The sequence below is a fragment of the Microbacterium sp. NPDC019599 genome (genome assembly GCF_040632175.1).
Taxonomy (GTDB): Bacteria; Actinomycetota; Actinomycetes; order Actinomycetales; family Microbacteriaceae; genus Microbacterium.
In genome coordinates this window covers 1-18074 of sequence record NZ_JBEYBL010000012.1, presented here as the reverse complement: position 1 = coordinate 18074, position 18074 = coordinate 1, and the positions used below count along the sequence as shown (strand labels likewise).

Here is an 18074-nt window from a genome sequence, read left to right as displayed (position 1 = left end):
GGCTCCGCCCCGCCTCACACTCGAGGCGTTCCTCAGTCGATCCGCACGGGGAGGGCGACCATGAGCAATGCGCTCTCGGTCGCCGCCACGACGGCGGCCCTCGCCTATCGCCTCACGCAGGCGATGGCCGGACACGGTTTCGGCGGCGCGGCCTCGCCGGGTCGGCCGGAGCCGCCGGTCGACACGACCACTCCTTCGATCAAGGTCTTCCTCTACCGAGTCGAGCCGAACGCCGCGCGACGCAACGACGATCTGCCGACGCGTTCGGGCTCGGCGATCGTGACGCGCCCCGCGGCGGCTCTCACACTGCAGTACCTCCTCGTCTTCCTCGGCGACGAGGCCACGGCTGTCCCGGACCGCCTGCTCGGCGTGGCGGCGACGACGCTGCACGCGCAGCCTCTCCTCACGCCGGAGGAGATCGACGCGGGGTGGACGCCGCTGGCCGGCGGCGCCACCCAGGACCTCGCCGGGGCACCCGATCGCGTGCGGCTCAGCATCCTGGGACTCGGACTCGAGGACCTGTCGCACGTGTGGTCGACGCTCATGGGCCAGCCCTATCGGCTGTCGCTCGGCGTGACGGCCGATGTCGTCCGGCTCGAGCCCGATGTCACTCCGATCCGTCCCGTTCCCGTGACGACGAGATCTCTCGCATCGTTCGTCGTCCTGTCCCCGGAGATCACGTCCGTCGCGGTCGCCGGCAGCGCCCCGGGCGCCCCCGCGCCGATCGTCGCGGGTGCTCGCCTCGAGCTCCGCGGGCGCGACCTGATGAGCGAAGATGCCTCAGTCGTGCTCTTCGGCGACACCGAGGTGGTCCCGGACGGCGCATCCTCGACTCCTCCCGCGGAGTCGCCGGCGGCGGATCGGCTCTTCGCCACGCTTCCCGCGTCCACTCCGCCGGGTGTTCTGGGCGTCGCCGTGGAGCACCGGCGCGCACTCGGATCGCCGCCGTCCGCGCGCACGGTGCGCCGGTCGCCACTCCACGCCATCGTCGTCGCACCGGTCGTCTCGTCCGCGACGCTGGCCGCGCCGCCCACACCGTCGGGGACGACGCCGCAGACCTATTCGGGCCGCGTCGACATCGTCATGCAGCAGGCCGTGCCCGACGACCAAGCGGTGACGATGCATCTCACCGGCGGCGGCCGTGCCTTCGTGTTCGAGCAGCCGTCGCGCACCACCCCGGGTCCCGCGACCAGCACGAACAATCTCGCCATCGACTTCGGCGGCGTGCCCGCCGGCGACTATCTCGTCCGCGTCGTCATCGCGGGCGCCGCCAGCGCGCCGGTCGTAGCGACCGCGGGACCCCAGCCAGGCACGATCATCGGCCCCAAGGTCGCACTGCCGTGAGCGGGACCTGGGCCGACGACAACCGCCTCTACACGGCGGCCGCCTTCCGCCGCGTGCGCGCGCTCCTCGCGGACGAGACCGGGGAGCAGGTCGACGCTCCCCAGCGCGAGCTCGACGAGATCGCGGATCGGATGTCGGGCCTGCCCGCGCTGTCGACCCTGGAGGCGGCGTTCGGGCTCTCGCCCTTCGAGCGCGACATCCTGCTCGTGTGCGCCGGGGTCGAGCTGGACGAAGGCGTGCGCCGCGTGCTGGCGGATGACGACGATCAGCGTCGCGGAGTGCCCTCGCCGACGTTCGCCCTCGCGCTGGCAAAGCTCCCGGGGGCGCACTGGAGCGCGCTCACCCCGGCGGCGCCCCTGCGCCGGTGGGACCTCGTCGAGGTGGGCGGGGGTCGGGGGCTGACGGAGGCGCCGCTGCGGATCGGCGAGCGCGTCCTGCACTATCTCGCCGGCATCCACTACCTCGACGAGACGGCGGGGATGCGGCATCCGATCTCGAAGGTGGCGTTGAGCGGCAGCCATGTCGCCCTGGCGCAGAAGACGGCCGAGCGCCTCGCCGAAGCACCCGCGCCCGAGCAGCCCGTCGTCCAGCTCGTGGTGTCGCAGCCGGCGCTCGGCGAAGCGCTCGGGATCGAGCTCGCCGCCGCCGTGGGGCTCGCCGCGGCGGTCGTCCCGGCATCCGGTCTGCCGCTGTCGACCGGCGATCTGCGCGTCGTCGCGCGCATCGTCGAGCGCGAAGCGGTGCTCGCGGGCGTCCTTCCAATCGCACTCGTGGACGAGGCCGACGTCGAGCCGGCGATGGCGCTCATCGACGAGATCACCGGCCCGGTCATCGTCGTGACGCGTGCCCCGATTCCGCTGCGCCGCACCGACCTGCGCGTCATCGTGCCCGCAGCCAGCTCGGACGAGCGCCTCCAGGCGTGGGAGGCCGCGCTCGGCGGTGCCGGCGAAGACATCGGCGACGAGGTGCGACGGGCCGCGGACCTGTTCGACCTGGATCCGCTCGCGATCCGGGCCACGGCTGCGGAGTTCGGAAGCTCCGCAGGCGATGAACCGGAGGAGGCGGCGGCTCGGTTCTGGGCCCTTGCGCGGGATCGCGCACGCCCGCAGATCGACCGGCTCGCCGAGCGAGTCAGCCGACATGCCACCTGGGACGATCTCGTGCTGCCCGACGAGCAGAAGCAGACGCTGCGAGACATCGCCGCGCAGGCGCGCTGGCGCAGTCTCGTCCAGCGGGAGTGGGGGCTGGGCCCCGACACCGGAGAGGGGATGGGGATCGCGGCGCTCTTCGCCGGCCCCAGCGGAACAGGCAAGACCATGGCCGCGAGCGTCATCGCGACAGACCTCGGCCTGGACCTGTACCGCGTCGATCTCAGCCAGGTCGTCAGCAAGTACATCGGCGAGACGGAGAAGCACCTCGCCGAGATCTTCAGCAGCACCGAGGGCTCGGGCTGCGTGCTCCTGTTCGATGAAGCGGACGCTCTCTTCGGGCGGCGCAGCGAAGTGCGCGACAGCCACGATCGCTACGCCAACCTCGAGGTCAGCTACCTCCTGCAGCGGATGGAGGCGTACCAGGGGCTGGCGATCCTGACGACGAACCTGCGAAGCGCACTGGATCCGGCGTTCCTCCGGCGGCTTCGCTTCGTCGTGACCTTCTCGATCCCCGACGAGTCCAGTCGTGCGGAGATCTGGAGGAAGGTCTATCCCGACACGGTGCCCCGGGTCGGGCTGGATGCCGACCGTCTGGCGCAGCTGGCGATCCCCGGCGGCAACATCCGGACGATCGCGCTCAACGCGGCCTTCCACGCGGCTGCGCGCGGCGGCGACGTCACGATGGCCGACGTCCTGCGGGCGACGCGCGCCGAGTTCGTCAAGCTCGAGCGCACCCTTCCGGAGGCGCAGGTGCGCGGATGGACGTGACTCCGATCTCGGTCGAGATGCGGATCGACCGCCTCACGCTCGAGGGGTTCGGGCGGATCGACGTCGCGGCGGTCCGCACCGCGCTCGAGGCCGGGCTCGAACATCGCATCGGCGAAGGCGGAATGCGCTTCAGCCCCTCCGATCGTCCGGCGCTCGCACTCACCGTGGCGCTCGACGGCCTCGCGGACTCGGCTGCGCTCGGCGAGGCCCTCGCCGCCGTCCTCTATGACGGGATCGCACCGTGAACACGGCGACCCGCACGACCGCCGCACCGACGGGCACTGAGCGCCGGTCGCCCGGTCTCATCGCCCGCGCCGCGCAGCGGGCGCTCGCAGCCCGTCGGCAGCCACCGGCCGCGCAGCTGTCGGACTCTGCGGCGGAAGGCGCCGCCGACCGGGCGCCGCTGGTTCCGGAGGCCGGCGAGCGGGTGGCGCTGCCCTATCGCACCGCGCTCGAGGAGCGGTTCGGCCGGTCGCTCGGTGACATCGACGTCTACGCGGGTCCGCGGTCGGCCCATGCGCTGCAGCGGCTCGGCGCCGTGGCGGCCACGACGGGGCGGTCGATCGTCCTGGCCCGCCCCGACGCGTCCATGGCCGTGGTCGCGCATGAGATCGCGCACGTCCTCCAGGCGCGTCGCCTCACTGCAGGCGACGCGCGGCCGGGTCCCATCGAGCCGGCCGGCTCGCGCGCCGAGCGCGAAGCGACCGTCGTGGCCGCCGGTGAGGCGCGGAGTACCCACGGGCCGGTCGAGATCACCGAGGGGCTCTCGCCGGGCGCGACGGCGCTCCTGCGTCAGTCCGCACCGCCCACGACGCCCACGGCTGAGACTCCGATGCTGTCGCTCGGCGCCAATCCCGCCGTGCCCGCGCTCGAGGCGGCCCCGTCCCAGCCCGCAGCCCAGGTCGCGCCCGCACCATCGCCGACAGCATCCGTCCCGGCCACCGCGACGCCCGCCGCCGCCCAACCGACTGACGCCGGCGTGCCCGTCGCCGCCGAGCCTGCTGCCGCGTTGCCGGACGTCGCACCGACGGCGGCTGCGACCGCCCCCATGGCGGACCCGGCCCAGGCCGCAGCCCAGCAGGCCGCGGCGGCCGCTGCACAGGAGGCGATCGCCGCCGCAGCAACCCCCGCGGATCGTCTGCGCGCGTACGCTGCGGCTCCGCCGTCGGTCAAGGCCACTCAGACCGCGACACTCTCCAGCGGCATGGCGCAGCTCGCCGCCGACGAGGGGAAGGCGGTGCAGGCCGGCGTGCCTGCCGTCCAGGTCGCGCTGCCCGGCGCGCCGGCACTCGCCCAGACGCCCGCGTCGACGCCGGCCCCTGCTGCTCCGGCGGCGGCGACCGAGCTCGTGCCGCCGCCCGCGCCGGCGGCCGCGCCGCCGGTCATCGAAACCCCCGAGGTGCTTGGCGCCTTCCGCCCCGCGTCCGACGCCGGCGCGCCGCTCGCACTCGCCTCCAACGCGCCGCCCGAAACGCTCGCGGCGAGGATCGACGACTCGCTCGCGGCGGTCCCGACCGCCGATACGGAGGTTCCGCGCACCGCCGGAGCGCCGCCGCCGATCGCGCTGGAAGGCGAGAGCGATCCTGCGCGCGTCCGCGAGCTCGACGAGAAGGGCCGGGCTCAGGGTGCCGGCGCGCGGGATGCCGCTGCTCGCGCCGTGCGCGAGGGTCCTGGCCCTGAGCACATCAAGCCCGTCGCCCTCGAAGCGGCCGGCGAGCTGCCGACCGCCGAGGTGGCCGCCCACCCCGCCGCACCGGCGCCCGCCGGTCCCGAGCAGTTCGCGGCGATGCAGCTCCCGCCCGACGTGCAGGCGTCGTTCGATCAGCAGCAGGGCCCCGCGATGGAGCAGTCGCTCGCCGGGGCCGTCGCCGAGACCGACAAAGCGGCCGCCGATCGCGACGTGGCTCGGCAGGAGGCCCTGGACCAGGCGCACGCAGGTGAGGAGCAGCTGCGGAAGGATGCCGAATCCGGCCGCGCCGAGGCCGTCACCACAGCCCGGGGCAAGATCACGACAGCGCGCGATCAGACGCTCGCTGCGCAGGACGCCGAACTCGCCCGTGTCGAAGGCGACGCGTCCAAGCGGAAGCAGGCCGACGCGACGGCCGTGCAGCGCGAGGTCGACGGAGGCCGCAAGACGATCGACGCCGACTTCGCGAAGGCCGACACCGACATCAAGACGGAGGTCACGTCAGGAGAGCAGAAGGCGACCGCCGAGAAGCAGAAGGCCGAGCGGGACGCGCAGAAGCAGAGTTGGTGGGATCGGGCCGTCGACTTCGTCAAGAGCGCCATCTCGTCGCTCGTCGCGGCGGTCGGCAAGATCTTCGATGCCGTGCGCGCCGCCGTGAACAAGGTGCTGGATGCCGTCAAGAAGGCCGCTCTCGCCGTCATCGCCGGCGTCGCGAAGTTCGTCAAGGCGGCGATCGCCGCGTTCGGCGAATTCCTCAAGGCGGCCATCACGGGCCTCATCGGTCAGATCTTCCCGGGGCTCGCGGCCAAGCTCAACAGCCTCATCGACTCCGCCGTCGCCCTCGCCCAGAAGGCCGTCGACGTCGTCGCCGACAAGCTGAGCAAGGGCGTCTCGGCGCTCGTCGAGGGCCTGCGCGCGGGCCTGAACAAGGTCATCGACGTCTTCCAGGCGGGGGTCGATTTCGCGGTCGGCCTCGCGGTGGCTGCGATCACGGGCGATTGGGGAGCACTGTTCCGCAAGGTCCTCGAGGCGGTCCTGCGGCTCGTGGGCGTCGAACCCGAGCAGTTCTACGCATTCGTCGGGCGGGCGGAGGAGACCCTCGGCATCATCGTCAACAACCCGCTCGGGTTCGTGGGCAACCTGGCGGCCGCCGTCAAGGGCGGCATCGTCGCGTTCGCCGGCAACATCGGCACGCACCTGAAGGAGGGCGTCGTCGGGTGGCTGACGGGTGCGCTCGGCCCGGCCGGGATCACGATCCCGAAGACCTTCGACCTCGTGGGGGTGCTCGACCTCGCTCGGCAGATCCTCGGCCTCACGTGGGAGAACCTCAAAGCCAAAGCGGTCAAGCTCATCGGCGAGAAGAACGTCGAACGCATCGAGCAGGCGGCGAGCTGGATCGGCACGCTCGTGACGGAGGGCTGGAGCGGCCTGTGGACGCGCATCATGGCGGATCTGGCGTCGCTGCGCGACGCGGTGTTCGACGGCATCCGCACGTTCATCCAGGAGCGGGTCATCATGAGCGCCATCACGAAGCTCGCGAGCCTGCTCAACCCCGTGGGCGCCATCGTGCAGCTCGTGCTCGCCGCGTGGAACCTCTTCACCTTCCTGCGCGATCAGCTCGCCCGGCTCGTCGAGCTCGTCCGCACCGTGGTCGACACGATCGGCGACATCGCGCGCGGCATCCTGGACAAATCCATGAAGGCGGTCGAGGGCGTGCTCGGGCGCCTCCTTCCGCTGGCGATCGACCTGCTCGCCCGGCTCATCGGGCTCGGCAACGTGGGCGGCAAGGTGCGCGAGATCCTCGAGAAGGTGCGCGGGGCCGTCGACAAGGCGATCGACAAGCTCATCGCGAAGGTCGTCGGACTCTTCAAGGGCGGCAAGGGCAAGGGCGGGAAGGATGCCGCGGCGACGGGCAGGATCACCGAGGCAGAGCACCCCGCCTACGCCGAGAAGGCGTTCAAGCTCCTGGAGGAGAAGTCCGGCGACAAGATGGATCCGGCTGAGCTCAAGCCGATCGCGAGCGGACTGGAGCCCGGCCTCACCAAGGCCCTCGCGCCCGGCATCAAACTCACCTTCCTCTTCACGGGCGGCCCCGATGACGCCGCGGACGGCGATGTGCAGATCACGGTCCGGATCGCGCCCAACACGACGAACGCGCTGAAGCACAAGAAGGGTTCCAAGGCATCCGGGCTCGCCGAGATAGGCGAGATCTCACTCCACGGGGCGCAGCGACGCCGATACCGCGGGGGTGACAAGCTCCTCGAAGGTGAGTCCGAGCACGTCATCCCGTATGCGGTCGCGGTGAAGTTCCTGCAGGCGGCGGGCTTCGAGAACGCGAAGGTCCGCGCGAAGAACAGGGCATTCGACAAGGCCCTGACGACCATCGTGATCTACGAGCGCGCCGCGCGAATCAAGACGAAGACCGACAACCCGAGCAGCGAGGCGTTCGGACAGAACTCCGACGCGATCCTCAAGGACATCAGCGGGTCTCGCGCCGGCTACGACGAGGCCGACAGCACGAACATCGACACGAAGAAGCTGGATGCCGCCTGGGACAAGCTGACCGCGCTGCTCACGAAGGAGAAGACCTCGCGGGTCAAGGCCACGAACAAGGCCGTCTCCGAGGAGCACGGTGAGGCATACAAGAAGACGAAGCGAGGCGCGGCGCGCGGCGAGAAGTCGCCGACCCCCGTGGATGTCCTCGTGAGCAGCGCCGCGGCCAAGGAGTACCAGGACATCCTCGCGATCGCGGAGCAGACCTTCCAGGCGGTCAAGCGCAGTCAAACCCCCGACCGCCTCGCCGTCATCACGCGGATCACCCTGGCGCAGCTCAACGACGCGAAGGCGTGGCCTGCCGGGGCGCTCGCCATGATCGAGAACCTCGGCGCCCGGACGGCGCAGAAGGTCGCCGACTCTCGAGCGGCGAAGAAGTTCGCGAGCGTGGACGACCTCACCGGTCGAAAGCTCGGCATCACGCAGGCCTTCCTGAAGCGAGTCAAGCCATGACCGGCACCCCGCTCTCACCCAACGTGTTCCGCGGCGCGATCGTCGCGGGGGAACCGCTGCGCCCGGCGTCCAGCGTCGCGGTCTTCCAGTACAACCCGGATGAGCTCACCCGCACGCTCGAGCCGCGCACCGTCGGAGGCGACGCCGGGTCGGGGCCCCTTCGGCTCAGCGGGCCGCCCGCCGAGACGCTGCAGTTCACGATCGAGATCGACGCCGCCGATCAGCTCGAGGCCGCGAACCCGACGACACTCGCGCGCGGCGTGCGGCCCGCGCTCGCGACCATCGAGCTGATGCTCTATCCGCCCGCGCCCACCGTGATCGCCAACCTCGCTCTCACCGCGATGGGCGTCGTCGAGATCCTGCCCGCCGCCGCCCCGCTCACGCTGCTCGTGCTCGGGCCGTCGCGCGTCGTGCCCGTGCGCCTCACATCGTGCGCCATCACAGAGCAGGCCTTCGACCCCGCGCTCAATCCGATCCGCGCGAAGGTCGATCTGGGCATGAAGGTCGTGAGCTATCACGAGGCGGGCGCCGCCAGCGCCGCGGGCACGATCGCGCTCGCCAACCACGTCGCGCTCGAAGTGCTCGGCGCGCTCGGCACGACGGCCGCGGCCGCGCGAGCCGTCCGAAGCACGGCAGGACTGTGAGGGGAACGATGAACGCGCAGAACGGACGCTATGCGGGCCTCGAGGTCGTACGGATCACGACGCAGGGGCCCGATGGGATCCCGCACGACGTCGCCTACACCCGGCGTCGCGTCATCCCGGACTACGCCGACCAGCCGGTGCTCGCCGAGCATCGGGTGGCCGATCGGCAGAGGCTCGACGTCATCACCGCCCTCTACGCGGGCGATCCCGAGCGCTTCTGGGTGCTCTGCGACGCGAACAACGTCCTGAGCCCCGAGGAACTCGAACGGGTCGGGCGCGTCATCCGCATCCCCCTGGCGAAGGAGTGATGCGATGACGATGCCGGCCCGCCTGGGAGCGCGAGTGATGCTCATGCTCGGCGCGAAGCCCGCGCCGAGGCCCGCCCCGCCGCGTCTCATCGAGGCCCTTCAGTCGGTGGAGGTGACCACCGACCGCGAGAAGGGAGACGGGGCGCAGATCGTCTTCCAGCAGTGGCCGCCGGCGGCTCTGCTGGGCGATCCGGCGCTGGCGCCGGGGAACCGACTGATCGTCGCGGTCCTCATGGGGCTCGTGCCTCAGGTGCTCCTGGACGGGATCATCGTGCACCAGGAGTCCGGTGACGGCGCGCTGACGGTGACGGCCCAGGATCTCTCGGTCGAGCTCGACATGGAGGAGAAGAACGCGAAGTACCCGAACCAGTCGGACTCGATCATCGTGACGCAGATCCTCGGGCGCTACGCGCACCTCGGCATCGCCCCGGCAGTCGCCCCCACCGGCGACATGCCGATCGAGACGGAGCGCGTGCCGCAGCAGAACGAGACCGACCTCGCGTTCGTCAAGCGGGCTGCGGAGCGCAACGGCTACGTCTTCTACATCGAACCGGTCACCGTCGGCGCATCGAAGGCCTACTGGGGCCCGGAGGTGCGGCTGGGCTTCCCGCAGCCGGCGCTCACGAAGGACATGGGCGCGGCGACGAATCTCAAGTCGATCTCGTTCACGATCGACAGCGAGGCGGGTGTCGCGTCGTCCGGCAAGATCCTCGAGCCGTTCACGAAGATGGCGATCCCGGTGCCGTCGCTGCCGTCCCTCAAGATCCCGGCTCTCGCGGCGAGGCCAGTCCCCGCGATGCGCAAGGCCCTCGCTCGCGACACCGCCAATCAGGCCGCGGCGACCGCCGCGACGAACCTCCTGGCCGCGGCGATGAACGCGCCGAACGCCGTGACCGGCACGGGCGAGGTCGACACGGCGGCCTACGGGCACGTGCTGCGCGCCCGCGGGCTCGTCGGCGTGCGGGGCGTCGGGATCGCGTTCGACGGGCTTTACCACGTGGATGCTGTGACCCACAAGCTGTCCCGGGGCGACTACACGCAGTCGTTCCGGCTGAGCAGGGAAGGGCTGGTCAGCACCGTGCCCGTGGTGCCGGTATGACCAGTTCGCAGTCACGCTTCTACGGCAAGTACCGCGGGACGGTCAGCGACACCAGCGACCCCCTGCAGACGGGTCGCATCAAAGCCCGGATCCCCGATGTCATGGACGATGAGAGCGGCTGGGCGATGCCGTGCGCGCCCGTCGCGGGCAGCGGGATGGGCGTGTTCGCGCTGCCGCCGAACGGCGCCGGCGTGTGGATCGAGTTCGAGCACGGGGACCCCGACTATCCCGTCTGGTCGGGATGCTGGTGGGGCTCGGCCGCCGATGTCCCCACGGACGTCGCTGCTCCGCCTCAGACGGGGAAGATCCTGCTGCAGACCGACGGCGGCACCACGATCCTGCTCGACGACACCCCGGGGGCCGGAGGCATCACGCTCAAGACGCCCGGCGGTCAGAAGATCGTGATCTCGTCGACGTCCATCGAGATCGACAACGGCTCGGGCGCCTCGCTCAAACTGAGCGCCTCACAGGTGTCCATCAACAACGGCGCCCTGGAGGTGATGTGATGGGCTACCTCCTGGACTCCGGAGCCACGGTGATGTGCGCGCACGGCGGGCAGGCGCAGGCCGCCTCGCCCAATCCGCGGGTCAAGGCGGGCGGGCAGCCCATCACGACGCAGCCGACTCCTCATACGGTGTCGGGCTGCCCGATCATGACGGGCACCAATCCCATGCCCTGCGTCACCGCGACGTGGACCTCGGCGTCGACACGGGTCAAGGCGGGCGGTCAGCCCGTCCTCATGATGGACAGCCAGGCGACGTGCGCGCCCAATGGAACGCCCGTGAACATCGTCGTGACGCAGCTGCGAGTGAAGGCTCAATGACCATGGCCGACGTCAACCACCCCTTCGCCTTCGGCCCCGACGGGCGCACGCTGTCACCGACGCACAGCGGCCATGTGCGCGACCTCATCGAACAGGTCCTCTTCACCAATCCGGGCGAACGAATCAACCGCCCCGAGTTCGGGTCGGGCCTGCAGGGACTCGTGTTCGAACCCAGCGGGTCGGCGATCGCCGCGACGCTGCAGTCCACGGTCGAGGCCGCCCTGCAGCGCTGGCTCGGAGACGTGATCGTCCTCGAGGCCGTCTCGGCCCGCGCTGACGAGGGCGTCTTGGAGGTCGTCGTGCAGTACGTCGAGGTGCGCACCGCCGAGAGGCGGACCGACACGATCCGCTCCGGGGGAGGCCCGTCATGACGACCTATGCGTGCCCCACGCGCGACCGCGCGGAGGCTCTTCGCGGCGTGGCCGGCTCGAACGGGATCGACTATCTCGAGGTGCGCGACGGGCCCGGCGTCCCGGAAGCCGAGCGCCAGCGGGTCCTCCTGGTGCACCTGCTCAACGCGCCGGACGCCGCCTTCCCGGCGCTGAGTGCTCGCAATGTCGTGATCGAGGGTGGCACCCGAGTGCGGGGCATCCAGGTCGACCGCGTCACCCCGGCGGCCGAGGTCCTGAGGGTCGAGGTCGACAGGCCGGGTGACTTCTCGGTCTACACGCTGCGTCTGGTGGACTCGAGCGGCGGCCCCCTCGCCGGAATCGACGAGCGCCTGGCTACCGTGGACTTCTCCTTCAAGGTCGAGTGCCCCGCGGACTTCGACTGCGCCCTCCGCGGACTGTGCAGCCACGGTCGGCAGGACCCGGTCGACTCGCCAGAGATCGATTACCTGGCCCGCGACTACGAAGGCTTCCGGCAGCTCATGCTCGACCGGCTCGCCGTGCTGGCGCCGGAGTGGACGGAGCGCAACCCAGCGGATCTGGGCATCGCGATCGTCGAGGCGCTCGCCTACAGTGCCGATCACCTGACCTACACGCTCGACGCCGTCGGCATGGAGGCGACGCTGCCCTCGGCTCGTCGGCGCACATCCGCGCGGCGCCATGCGCGCACCGTCGACTATTCGACGCACGACGGCAGCAACGCGCGCACGTGGGTGCAGGTCCATGTCGGGGATGATGCGGACGGCACGATCCTGAAGGCCGGCACGATGCTCTTCACGCGGGTTCCCGAGACTCTCGCCGTCCTCGAGCCCGGTTCTGCCGAACTGCGTGAGGCCGAGGCCGCGTCGCCCACCGTCTTCGAGACGATGTCGGATCTCACGCTGCACCCGGCGAACAAGGAGATGGCGTTCTACCTGTGGGGTGAGCCGGAGTGCGCGCTCGCGGAAGGCGCGACGTCCGCGACTCTCCGCGGCCATCGCGCGCTGGCGCCCGGCGACGTCATCGTCCTGACCGAAGAATGCGGGCCGGCGACGGGGAAGCCGGGCGACGCCGACCCGGAGCATCGGCACGCCGTTCGGCTCACGTCGGTCGCCCACACGACCGACGAGCAGTTCCCGCACATCGACGACGCGACCACAGGCGGCGCGATCACCGAGATCACGTGGGACGCCGAGGACGCCCTGCCCTTCGCGCTGTGCCAGGGGCAACGAGCCGACGGCCCCGTTGCCCGCGAGGTGAGCGTCGCACGGGGAAACATCGTGCTGGCGGATCACGGTCGCACCGTGGCCATCGTTCCGGGGTCGCGCGAAGTGCTCATCGAGCCCTACACCGTGCCGGGTCCTGACGATCGGCTCGCCTTCGTCCCTCCGACGGATCACGGATGCCGCGACTCCGCGCCGCGCGAGCGTCCGGCGCGCTACGCACTCACGCTGCCGTTCACCGACCTGACGATGACGGGTACGGTCGGGCGCGCCCGACCCGGCACGGACCCGCATCGATGGGCACGGTTCGACGAGAAGAAGTCGGCGACGGCGGCCCTGCGCTGGGAGGACCGCCACGTGGTCCCCGCCGTCAGGCTCGTGGAGCGTGCGACGGGCAAGCCGTGGTTCCCCGTGCGGGACCTGCTGGCCACGGACGCGTTCATGCGGGAGTTCGTCGTCGAGGTCGAGGCCGACGGCCGGGCGACGATCCGGTTCGGCGACGGCGAGTACGGACCGCGACCTCGAGCGGGCACGGTCTTCGACGTCACGATGCGGCGGGGCACCGGCCCGGCGGGCAACATCGGCCGCGAATCCATCGGGCATGTCGTCACGGACACGGCCGGCGTCACGGGAGCGACCAACCTCGTGGCGGCACGCGGCGGCACACGGGCCGAGCCCCTCGAGCGCACGCGTCAGGACGCGCCGGCGGCCTTCTTCGTTCCGCAGCGTGCCGTGACGGCCGACGACTACGCGACCATGGCCGAGCGGCACCCCGACGTTCAGCGCGCCGTGGCGACCGAGCGGTACACGGGCAGCTGGTACACGGTCTTCCTCACGGTAGACCGCCGCGGCGGCGGCGCGGTCGACGCGCGGTTCGAACAGCGCCTGCGCGGATTCCTCGAGAGGTACCGGATGGCAGGGCACGATCTGGAGATCGACGGCCCGCACTTCGTCGCGCTGGAAGTGGGGCTCAAGGTGTGCGTCCTGCCCGACTTCTACCGCGCCGACGTGCGGCAGGCGCTGCTGACGCGTCTGGGCCGTGGTCGCCGGGACGACGGCGGGCCCGCGTTCTTCCACCCCGACGAGCACACCTTCGGCCAGCCCGTCACGCTCAGCGCGCTGCTCGCCGCCGCGCACGGTGTGGAAGGCGTCCACCTGGTCGAGCCGATCACCTTCCAGCGACGCGGCGACCCTCGCGGAGACGGCATCCGTCGTGGCGAGCTCGCGATGGGGCGGCTCGAGATCGCGCGGCTCGACAACGACCCGAGCTTCATCGAGCGCGGGACGCTCGAACTCGCGATGGAGGGCGGGCGATGAGCACCGGCACGCATCGGGACTGCGCATGCTGCGGCGGGCTCGCCGACCGCACCCCCGTCCAGATCGCCAACCGTCCCGGCCTACCCGCCATCTCGTATCGCGCGGGCGCCTACGCGCAGTTCCGCGCGAGCCTCATCGCGGGCCTCAGCACGCACAGCCGGTCCGCGCTGAAGAGCCTCAGGACGCGTGAGACGGACGACTTCTCCATCGCCCTCCTCGACGCGTGGGCCGTCGCCGCCGACGTCATCACGTTCTACACCGAGCGCATCGCGAACGAGCACTACCTCGGCACTGCGACCGAACGCGGATCGATCGCCGGTCAGGCAGCCCTGCTCGGATACCGCCTCGAGCCGGGTGTCGCGACCTCCGCGTGGCTCGCCATCACGGCCGAGGCGACGCCGGGCGGCCCGGAAGGATCACCGATCCCGGCGGGAACGCGCGTGCAGACGATCCCCGGTCCCGGTGAGCTGCCACAGAGCTTCGAGACGGCTGCGCCGATCGTGGCCTACCCCGCCTGGAACCGGCCGGAAATCCGCATGGTCCGTCCGCGCGATCCCGAGGACCCCCTCGACGTCATGGTGCTCGCGGGCGTCGAGACCGGGCTTCGCCCGGGCGACCCTATCCTGCTCGCGAGCAAGGACTGGCAGCATCACGAGGACGCCTGGTCCCTCGCACGTGCGGACAGCGTCGATCCTGACCCCGCCGGCAACGCAACGAACGTCCGGGCGACGCTCCATCCTGGTTTCAAGCCGACGGCCGCCGAACTCGAGGTCTACGCGTTCCGTGCCCGATCGACCCTCTTCGGTGCGACGGCCATGAATCCGAAGCTCCTGGCCCCGGAGATCCAGAGCGCGCTGAAGACCGCAAACCTGATCGACGACGACGATTGGGCCTTCGCCAACGTGGGCACCGGGACGCCGATCGCGCTCTCCGCCTCGTACACAGGCGTCCCTCGTACGGGTCTGGCCGTCCTCACGAATCCGAACGTCACCAAGGCCGTCCTCAGCGTCGTCAGCGACGCCGCGGAGGTGTCCGAGGCGAGGTACGCGATGAGTGCGCAGGTGACGGCCCTCGCACTCGGGTCCAAGACGCTGAGCGTCGGGCCCACCGTCACGGACGAGGTCGCAGCCTTCGGCGGCGACAACACTCGCAGCACGGTCGTGCTGTTCGGGAGCGAGCGGCTCCGCTTCGCACCCGTTCCCATCGTCCAACCGCTGTGGGGTGATCGCATCCCGCTCGCCCGGCCGCTCGGCGGGCTGCCGAACGCTCACCAAGTACTCGTGCGTGGCACCCGCGCGCGTGTCCAAGGCCGGCCGGAACACGGTCACCTCGAAATCGGCGGCTTGCCCAGAGGCGAAGACCCCATCCTGATCTCCCTGGCGCGGCTGAGTGCAGATCCGAGCAGGGTGCGATGCGTCGTGCGCATGAAGTCTGGTGAGGATGTCGTCGCCACGATCCCGTTCGCCGAGCTGATCTTCTTGCCGCCGTTGTCTGACGATCCGGTGGTCGGCGAGGTCGTCACGGTCGAGGCCTCCGAGACCAGCGCACCCATCGATGAGCTCGTGCTCGTCGAGCCCCTCAGAAACGTCTACAGCCGTGACGCGGGCATCGAGCTCTTCGGCAACGTCGCCGCCGCGACGCACGGCGAGACGGCGCCGCGCGAAGTCCTCGGAAGCGGGGACGGCGCCCGGGCGTTCCAGCGCTTCACGCTGCGCAAGGCCCCGCTGACCCACGTGCCGTCCGACGATCCGGGCGGCGCGGCATCCACTCTCGAGGTTCGGGTCAACGACATCCGCTGGCACGAAGTGCCGACGCTCTTCGGTCGCGCGCCGCGGGATCGCGTCTACACGACCAGCGCCGACGACGACGGGAAGGTGACTATCACGTTCGGCGACGGCGTCACGGGCGCCCGGTTGCCCACGGGGTTCGACAACGTCGTCGCGCACTATCGCACCGGCATCGGGCGAACAGGCGACGCCCGCGCCGAGCAGATCGCACTTCCGGTCGCGCGCCCGCTCGGACTCAAGAGCGCCGTGAATCCGCTCCCTTCAACGGGTGGGCAGGATGCTCAGACAGGCGCCGACGCGCGCGTGAACGCGCCGCGCTCGGTGCTCACGCTGGGCCGGGTCGTGTCGCTTCAGGACTACGCCGACTTCGCCGCCGACTACGCGGGAGTGGCGAAGGCGACGGCCGCGTGGACATGGGACACGCGGCGGCGCGGGGTGCACGTGACGATCGCGTCGGCCGACGGGCAGGCGGTCGACTCGGACTCGACGCTCGTCGACGACGTCCGGCGCGCTCTCATGGCGGTCTCCGACCCGCGCGTCCCCTTGGTCGTCAGGGACTTCCGTCCCCGGCTCTTCACGGTCGGCGCCCATCTGCGCGTCCACTCCGACCACGATCCGGAGCGCGTTCAGGCGGCCGTCATCGACAGCCTCGTGCGTCGCTATGCCTTCGATCGCCGCGACTTCGGTGAAGGAGTGTCGCTGAGCGAGCTGGCGGAGGCGATGCACCGGGTGGCGGGGGTGGAAGGAGCGCGCATCGATCGACTCCACCTGACCGACGACCAGGCGAGCCTCCGCACGTACGTGACGGCCGACGCACCCACGCCGGGAGGGCCGCCGGACGCCGCCGGCGCGGTGATCCTGACGCTCTCACGCGAAGACGCCGTGCTGGAGGTGGACTGGTGACCACGATCTCGCGCAACCATCTGCTGGACCTGCTGCCGGCTCACTATCGCCAGCGGGACGCCAGCGGCGCCCTCGCCGAGTTCCTCGAGGTGCTCGCCGACGAGCTCGCCGTCGTGGCGGACAACATCGATCAGCTCTACGACGACCTCTTCGCCGAGACGGCGGCGCCCTGGGTGCTTCCCTACCTCGCCGAGCTCATCGGGCTGCGCGGCCTGCCGGGGGCATCGGTCGAGAACCTGACCTCGCGAGCCGAGGTCGCCAACACGATCGGCTATCGGCGTCGCAAGGGCACGGCCGCGGTCCTCGAGCAGGTCGCGCACGACGTCACGGGCTGGCCCGCCAAGGCCGTCGAATACTTCGAGCTCCTCGCCGCGTTGCAGCACATGAACCACATCCGGCCGCACGCGCAGGCGACAGCATCCATTCGGAACCCCTCCCGACTGCAGTTCGTCGGCGGACCGTTCGAGCGCGGGGTGGAAGGGGCGCCGGATGCCGCGTTCTCGCACCTAGCCGAAATGCGGCGGATACGCACCCGCCGTGGGCGGTACAACATCCCGAATGTCGGGGTGCACCTGTGGCGCCTCAAGGCCCAGGAAGTCTCCGACTCACCCGCTCTTGCGTGGGACGGCGACAAGCATCGATTCCTGTTCGACCCGCTGGGAGCCCCTGTCCAGCTGTTCACGCAGCCCGTCACCGAGACGGAGGTGACCCAGGCGACGCAGCCGATCAACGTCCCGATGCCCATTGGGCGGCTCATGCTCGATGACTGGCGCGACACCTACTACGGAGAGGCGCTCTCCGTCTTCGTGGATGGGATCATCCCGACGGACCCGAGCCAGCAGACGAACCGGGTGATCGTCGAGTCCGCGAACCTCAGCGATGTGCCGGGCGGAGGCGCGTGGGGCAACATGCCGACTGCCGACCCGGGCGATCTCGTCGTGCGGATCGACCCGGTGCTCGGACGGCTGGCTTTCAGCGCCGAGCGTGACGATCCGCCGCTCGTCACTTACCGTCGCGGCTTCAGTGCCGACTTGGGCGGGGGAGAATACGACCGCGTCTCCTCGTTCGCCTCGCCCGGCAGCATCGTCGAACTCGTCGCGGACGGCGGGGTCTACCAGGGCACCGCCGTCAAGCCGACCATCGCCGCCGGGCTCGGCGCCCTCTCGGGCAGCGGGGTCGTCGAGATCGTCGACAGCCACCGACATGTCGCGCCCCCGTCGATCACGGCACACGGCCTCGCCGTCGAGGTGCGCGGTCAGGACAGGCGCCGTCCCGTACTGGTCGCGGCGGGCGAGGTGACCGTCGACCTCGACGACGTCGCGGGCGCCGACGGAGAACTCTTCCTCAACGGACTCGTCATCGTAGGCGGTGCCCTGCGGGTGAAGGGGCGCGGAGTCCTCACGCTCCGGCACTGCACGCTCGTGCCGGGCCGAGACGTTCACCGTGACGGCACACCGGTGAGTCCGGGCGCCGTGAGCGTGTTCGTCGACGATCCGGGCGTGAGCGTCGTCATCGAGCGGAGCATCGTGGGCGGAATCCGCTCGAATGTCGACGCCGACGTGCACGGCGTGGACTCGGTGATCGACGCCGGCGAAGAGGGGATCGCCTTCGCCTCTGAGGCGGCCGCCACGAGTCCCGGCGGCACG

The 18074-nt window shown here is 70.9% G+C and carries 13 protein-coding genes; all 13 read left to right on the top strand.

Annotation, left to right across the window (positions count from 1 at the left end; genetic code table 11):
- Positions 1 to 60 precede the first annotated feature (60 nt).
- Positions 61 to 1344 carry a DUF4255 domain-containing protein gene (locus ABZ477_RS17325; protein WP_360135738.1) on the top strand — a complete coding sequence of 428 codons (1284 nt, stop codon included), beginning with the start codon at positions 61 to 63 and terminating at the stop codon, positions 1342 to 1344.
- Entirely contained in the window at positions 1341 to 3263 is a 1923-nt protein-coding gene (locus ABZ477_RS17320; protein WP_360135736.1) for an ATP-binding protein, read from the top strand. Before ABZ477_RS17325 ends, ABZ477_RS17320 begins: the two co-directional genes overlap by 4 nt.
- Positions 3254 to 3508 (top strand): hypothetical protein, encoded by a 255-nt coding sequence (locus ABZ477_RS17315; protein WP_360135734.1) that lies wholly within the window; start codon positions 3254 to 3256, stop codon positions 3506 to 3508. The genes ABZ477_RS17320 and ABZ477_RS17315 overlap by 10 nt, the downstream gene beginning before the upstream one ends.
- Positions 3505 to 7956, top strand: coding sequence for a DUF4157 domain-containing protein (locus ABZ477_RS17310; protein WP_360135732.1), 4452 nt, complete (start codon positions 3505 to 3507; stop codon positions 7954 to 7956). The genes ABZ477_RS17315 and ABZ477_RS17310 overlap by 4 nt, the downstream gene beginning before the upstream one ends.
- Positions 7953 to 8600, top strand: coding sequence for a hypothetical protein (locus tag ABZ477_RS17305; RefSeq protein WP_360135730.1), 648 nt, complete (start codon positions 7953 to 7955; stop codon positions 8598 to 8600). Before ABZ477_RS17310 ends, ABZ477_RS17305 begins: the two co-directional genes overlap by 4 nt.
- 8 nt (positions 8601 to 8608) lie before the next feature.
- The gene (locus ABZ477_RS17300) at positions 8609 to 8908 is read left to right on the top strand and encodes a hypothetical protein (protein ID WP_360135728.1); all 300 of its coding nucleotides are present in this window, start codon (positions 8609 to 8611) and stop codon (positions 8906 to 8908) included.
- 4 nt (positions 8909 to 8912) lie between these two features.
- Positions 8913 to 10007: a hypothetical protein gene (locus tag ABZ477_RS17295; RefSeq protein ID WP_360135726.1), complete on the top strand. Its 1095-nt coding sequence runs from the start codon at positions 8913 to 8915 to the stop codon at positions 10005 to 10007.
- Entirely contained in the window at positions 10004 to 10513 is a 510-nt protein-coding gene (locus tag ABZ477_RS17290; protein WP_360135724.1) for a phage baseplate assembly protein V, read from the top strand. The genes ABZ477_RS17295 and ABZ477_RS17290 overlap by 4 nt, the downstream gene beginning before the upstream one ends.
- Positions 10513 to 10830, top strand: coding sequence for a PAAR-like protein (locus ABZ477_RS17285; RefSeq protein WP_360135722.1), 318 nt, complete (start codon positions 10513 to 10515; stop codon positions 10828 to 10830). The genes ABZ477_RS17290 and ABZ477_RS17285 overlap by 1 nt, the downstream gene beginning before the upstream one ends.
- 2 nt (positions 10831 to 10832) lie before the next feature.
- Entirely contained in the window at positions 10833 to 11201 is a 369-nt protein-coding gene (locus ABZ477_RS17280; protein WP_360135720.1) for a GPW/gp25 family protein, read from the top strand.
- A complete protein-coding gene (locus tag ABZ477_RS17275) occupies positions 11198 to 13738 on the top strand; it encodes a hypothetical protein (RefSeq protein WP_360135718.1) in 2541 nt (846 codons plus the stop codon). Before ABZ477_RS17280 ends, ABZ477_RS17275 begins: the two co-directional genes overlap by 4 nt.
- Positions 13735 to 16428, top strand: coding sequence for a putative baseplate assembly protein (locus ABZ477_RS17270; RefSeq protein ID WP_360135716.1), 2694 nt, complete (start codon positions 13735 to 13737; stop codon positions 16426 to 16428). The genes ABZ477_RS17275 and ABZ477_RS17270 overlap by 4 nt, the downstream gene beginning before the upstream one ends.
- A partial coding sequence (locus ABZ477_RS17265) for a hypothetical protein (protein WP_360135714.1) occupies positions 16425 to 18074 on the top strand: 1650 nt, incomplete at its 3' end. The genes ABZ477_RS17270 and ABZ477_RS17265, both read left to right, overlap by 4 nt.

Bases quoted from the DNA above. Each gene is read 5' to 3' on its own strand.
- ABZ477_RS17270 (WP_360135716.1), top strand. From the start codon at position 13,735: ATGAGCACCGGCACGCATCGGGACTGCGCATGCTGCGGCGGGCTCGCC.
- ABZ477_RS17295 (WP_360135726.1), top strand. From the start codon at position 8,913: ATGACGATGCCGGCCCGCCTGGGAGCGCGAGTGATGCTCATGCTCGGC.
- ABZ477_RS17285 (WP_360135722.1), top strand. From the start codon at position 10,513: ATGGGCTACCTCCTGGACTCCGGAGCCACGGTGATGTGCGCGCACGGC.
- ABZ477_RS17305 (WP_360135730.1), top strand. From the start codon at position 7,953: ATGACCGGCACCCCGCTCTCACCCAACGTGTTCCGCGGCGCGATCGTC.
- ABZ477_RS17300 (WP_360135728.1), top strand. From the start codon at position 8,609: ATGAACGCGCAGAACGGACGCTATGCGGGCCTCGAGGTCGTACGGATC.
- ABZ477_RS17280 (WP_360135720.1), top strand. From the start codon at position 10,833: ATGGCCGACGTCAACCACCCCTTCGCCTTCGGCCCCGACGGGCGCACG.
- ABZ477_RS17275 (WP_360135718.1), top strand. From the start codon at position 11,198: ATGACGACCTATGCGTGCCCCACGCGCGACCGCGCGGAGGCTCTTCGC.
- ABZ477_RS17315 (WP_360135734.1), top strand. From the start codon at position 3,254: ATGGACGTGACTCCGATCTCGGTCGAGATGCGGATCGACCGCCTCACG.
- ABZ477_RS17290 (WP_360135724.1), top strand. From the start codon at position 10,004: ATGACCAGTTCGCAGTCACGCTTCTACGGCAAGTACCGCGGGACGGTC.
- ABZ477_RS17325 (WP_360135738.1), top strand. From the start codon at position 61: ATGAGCAATGCGCTCTCGGTCGCCGCCACGACGGCGGCCCTCGCCTAT.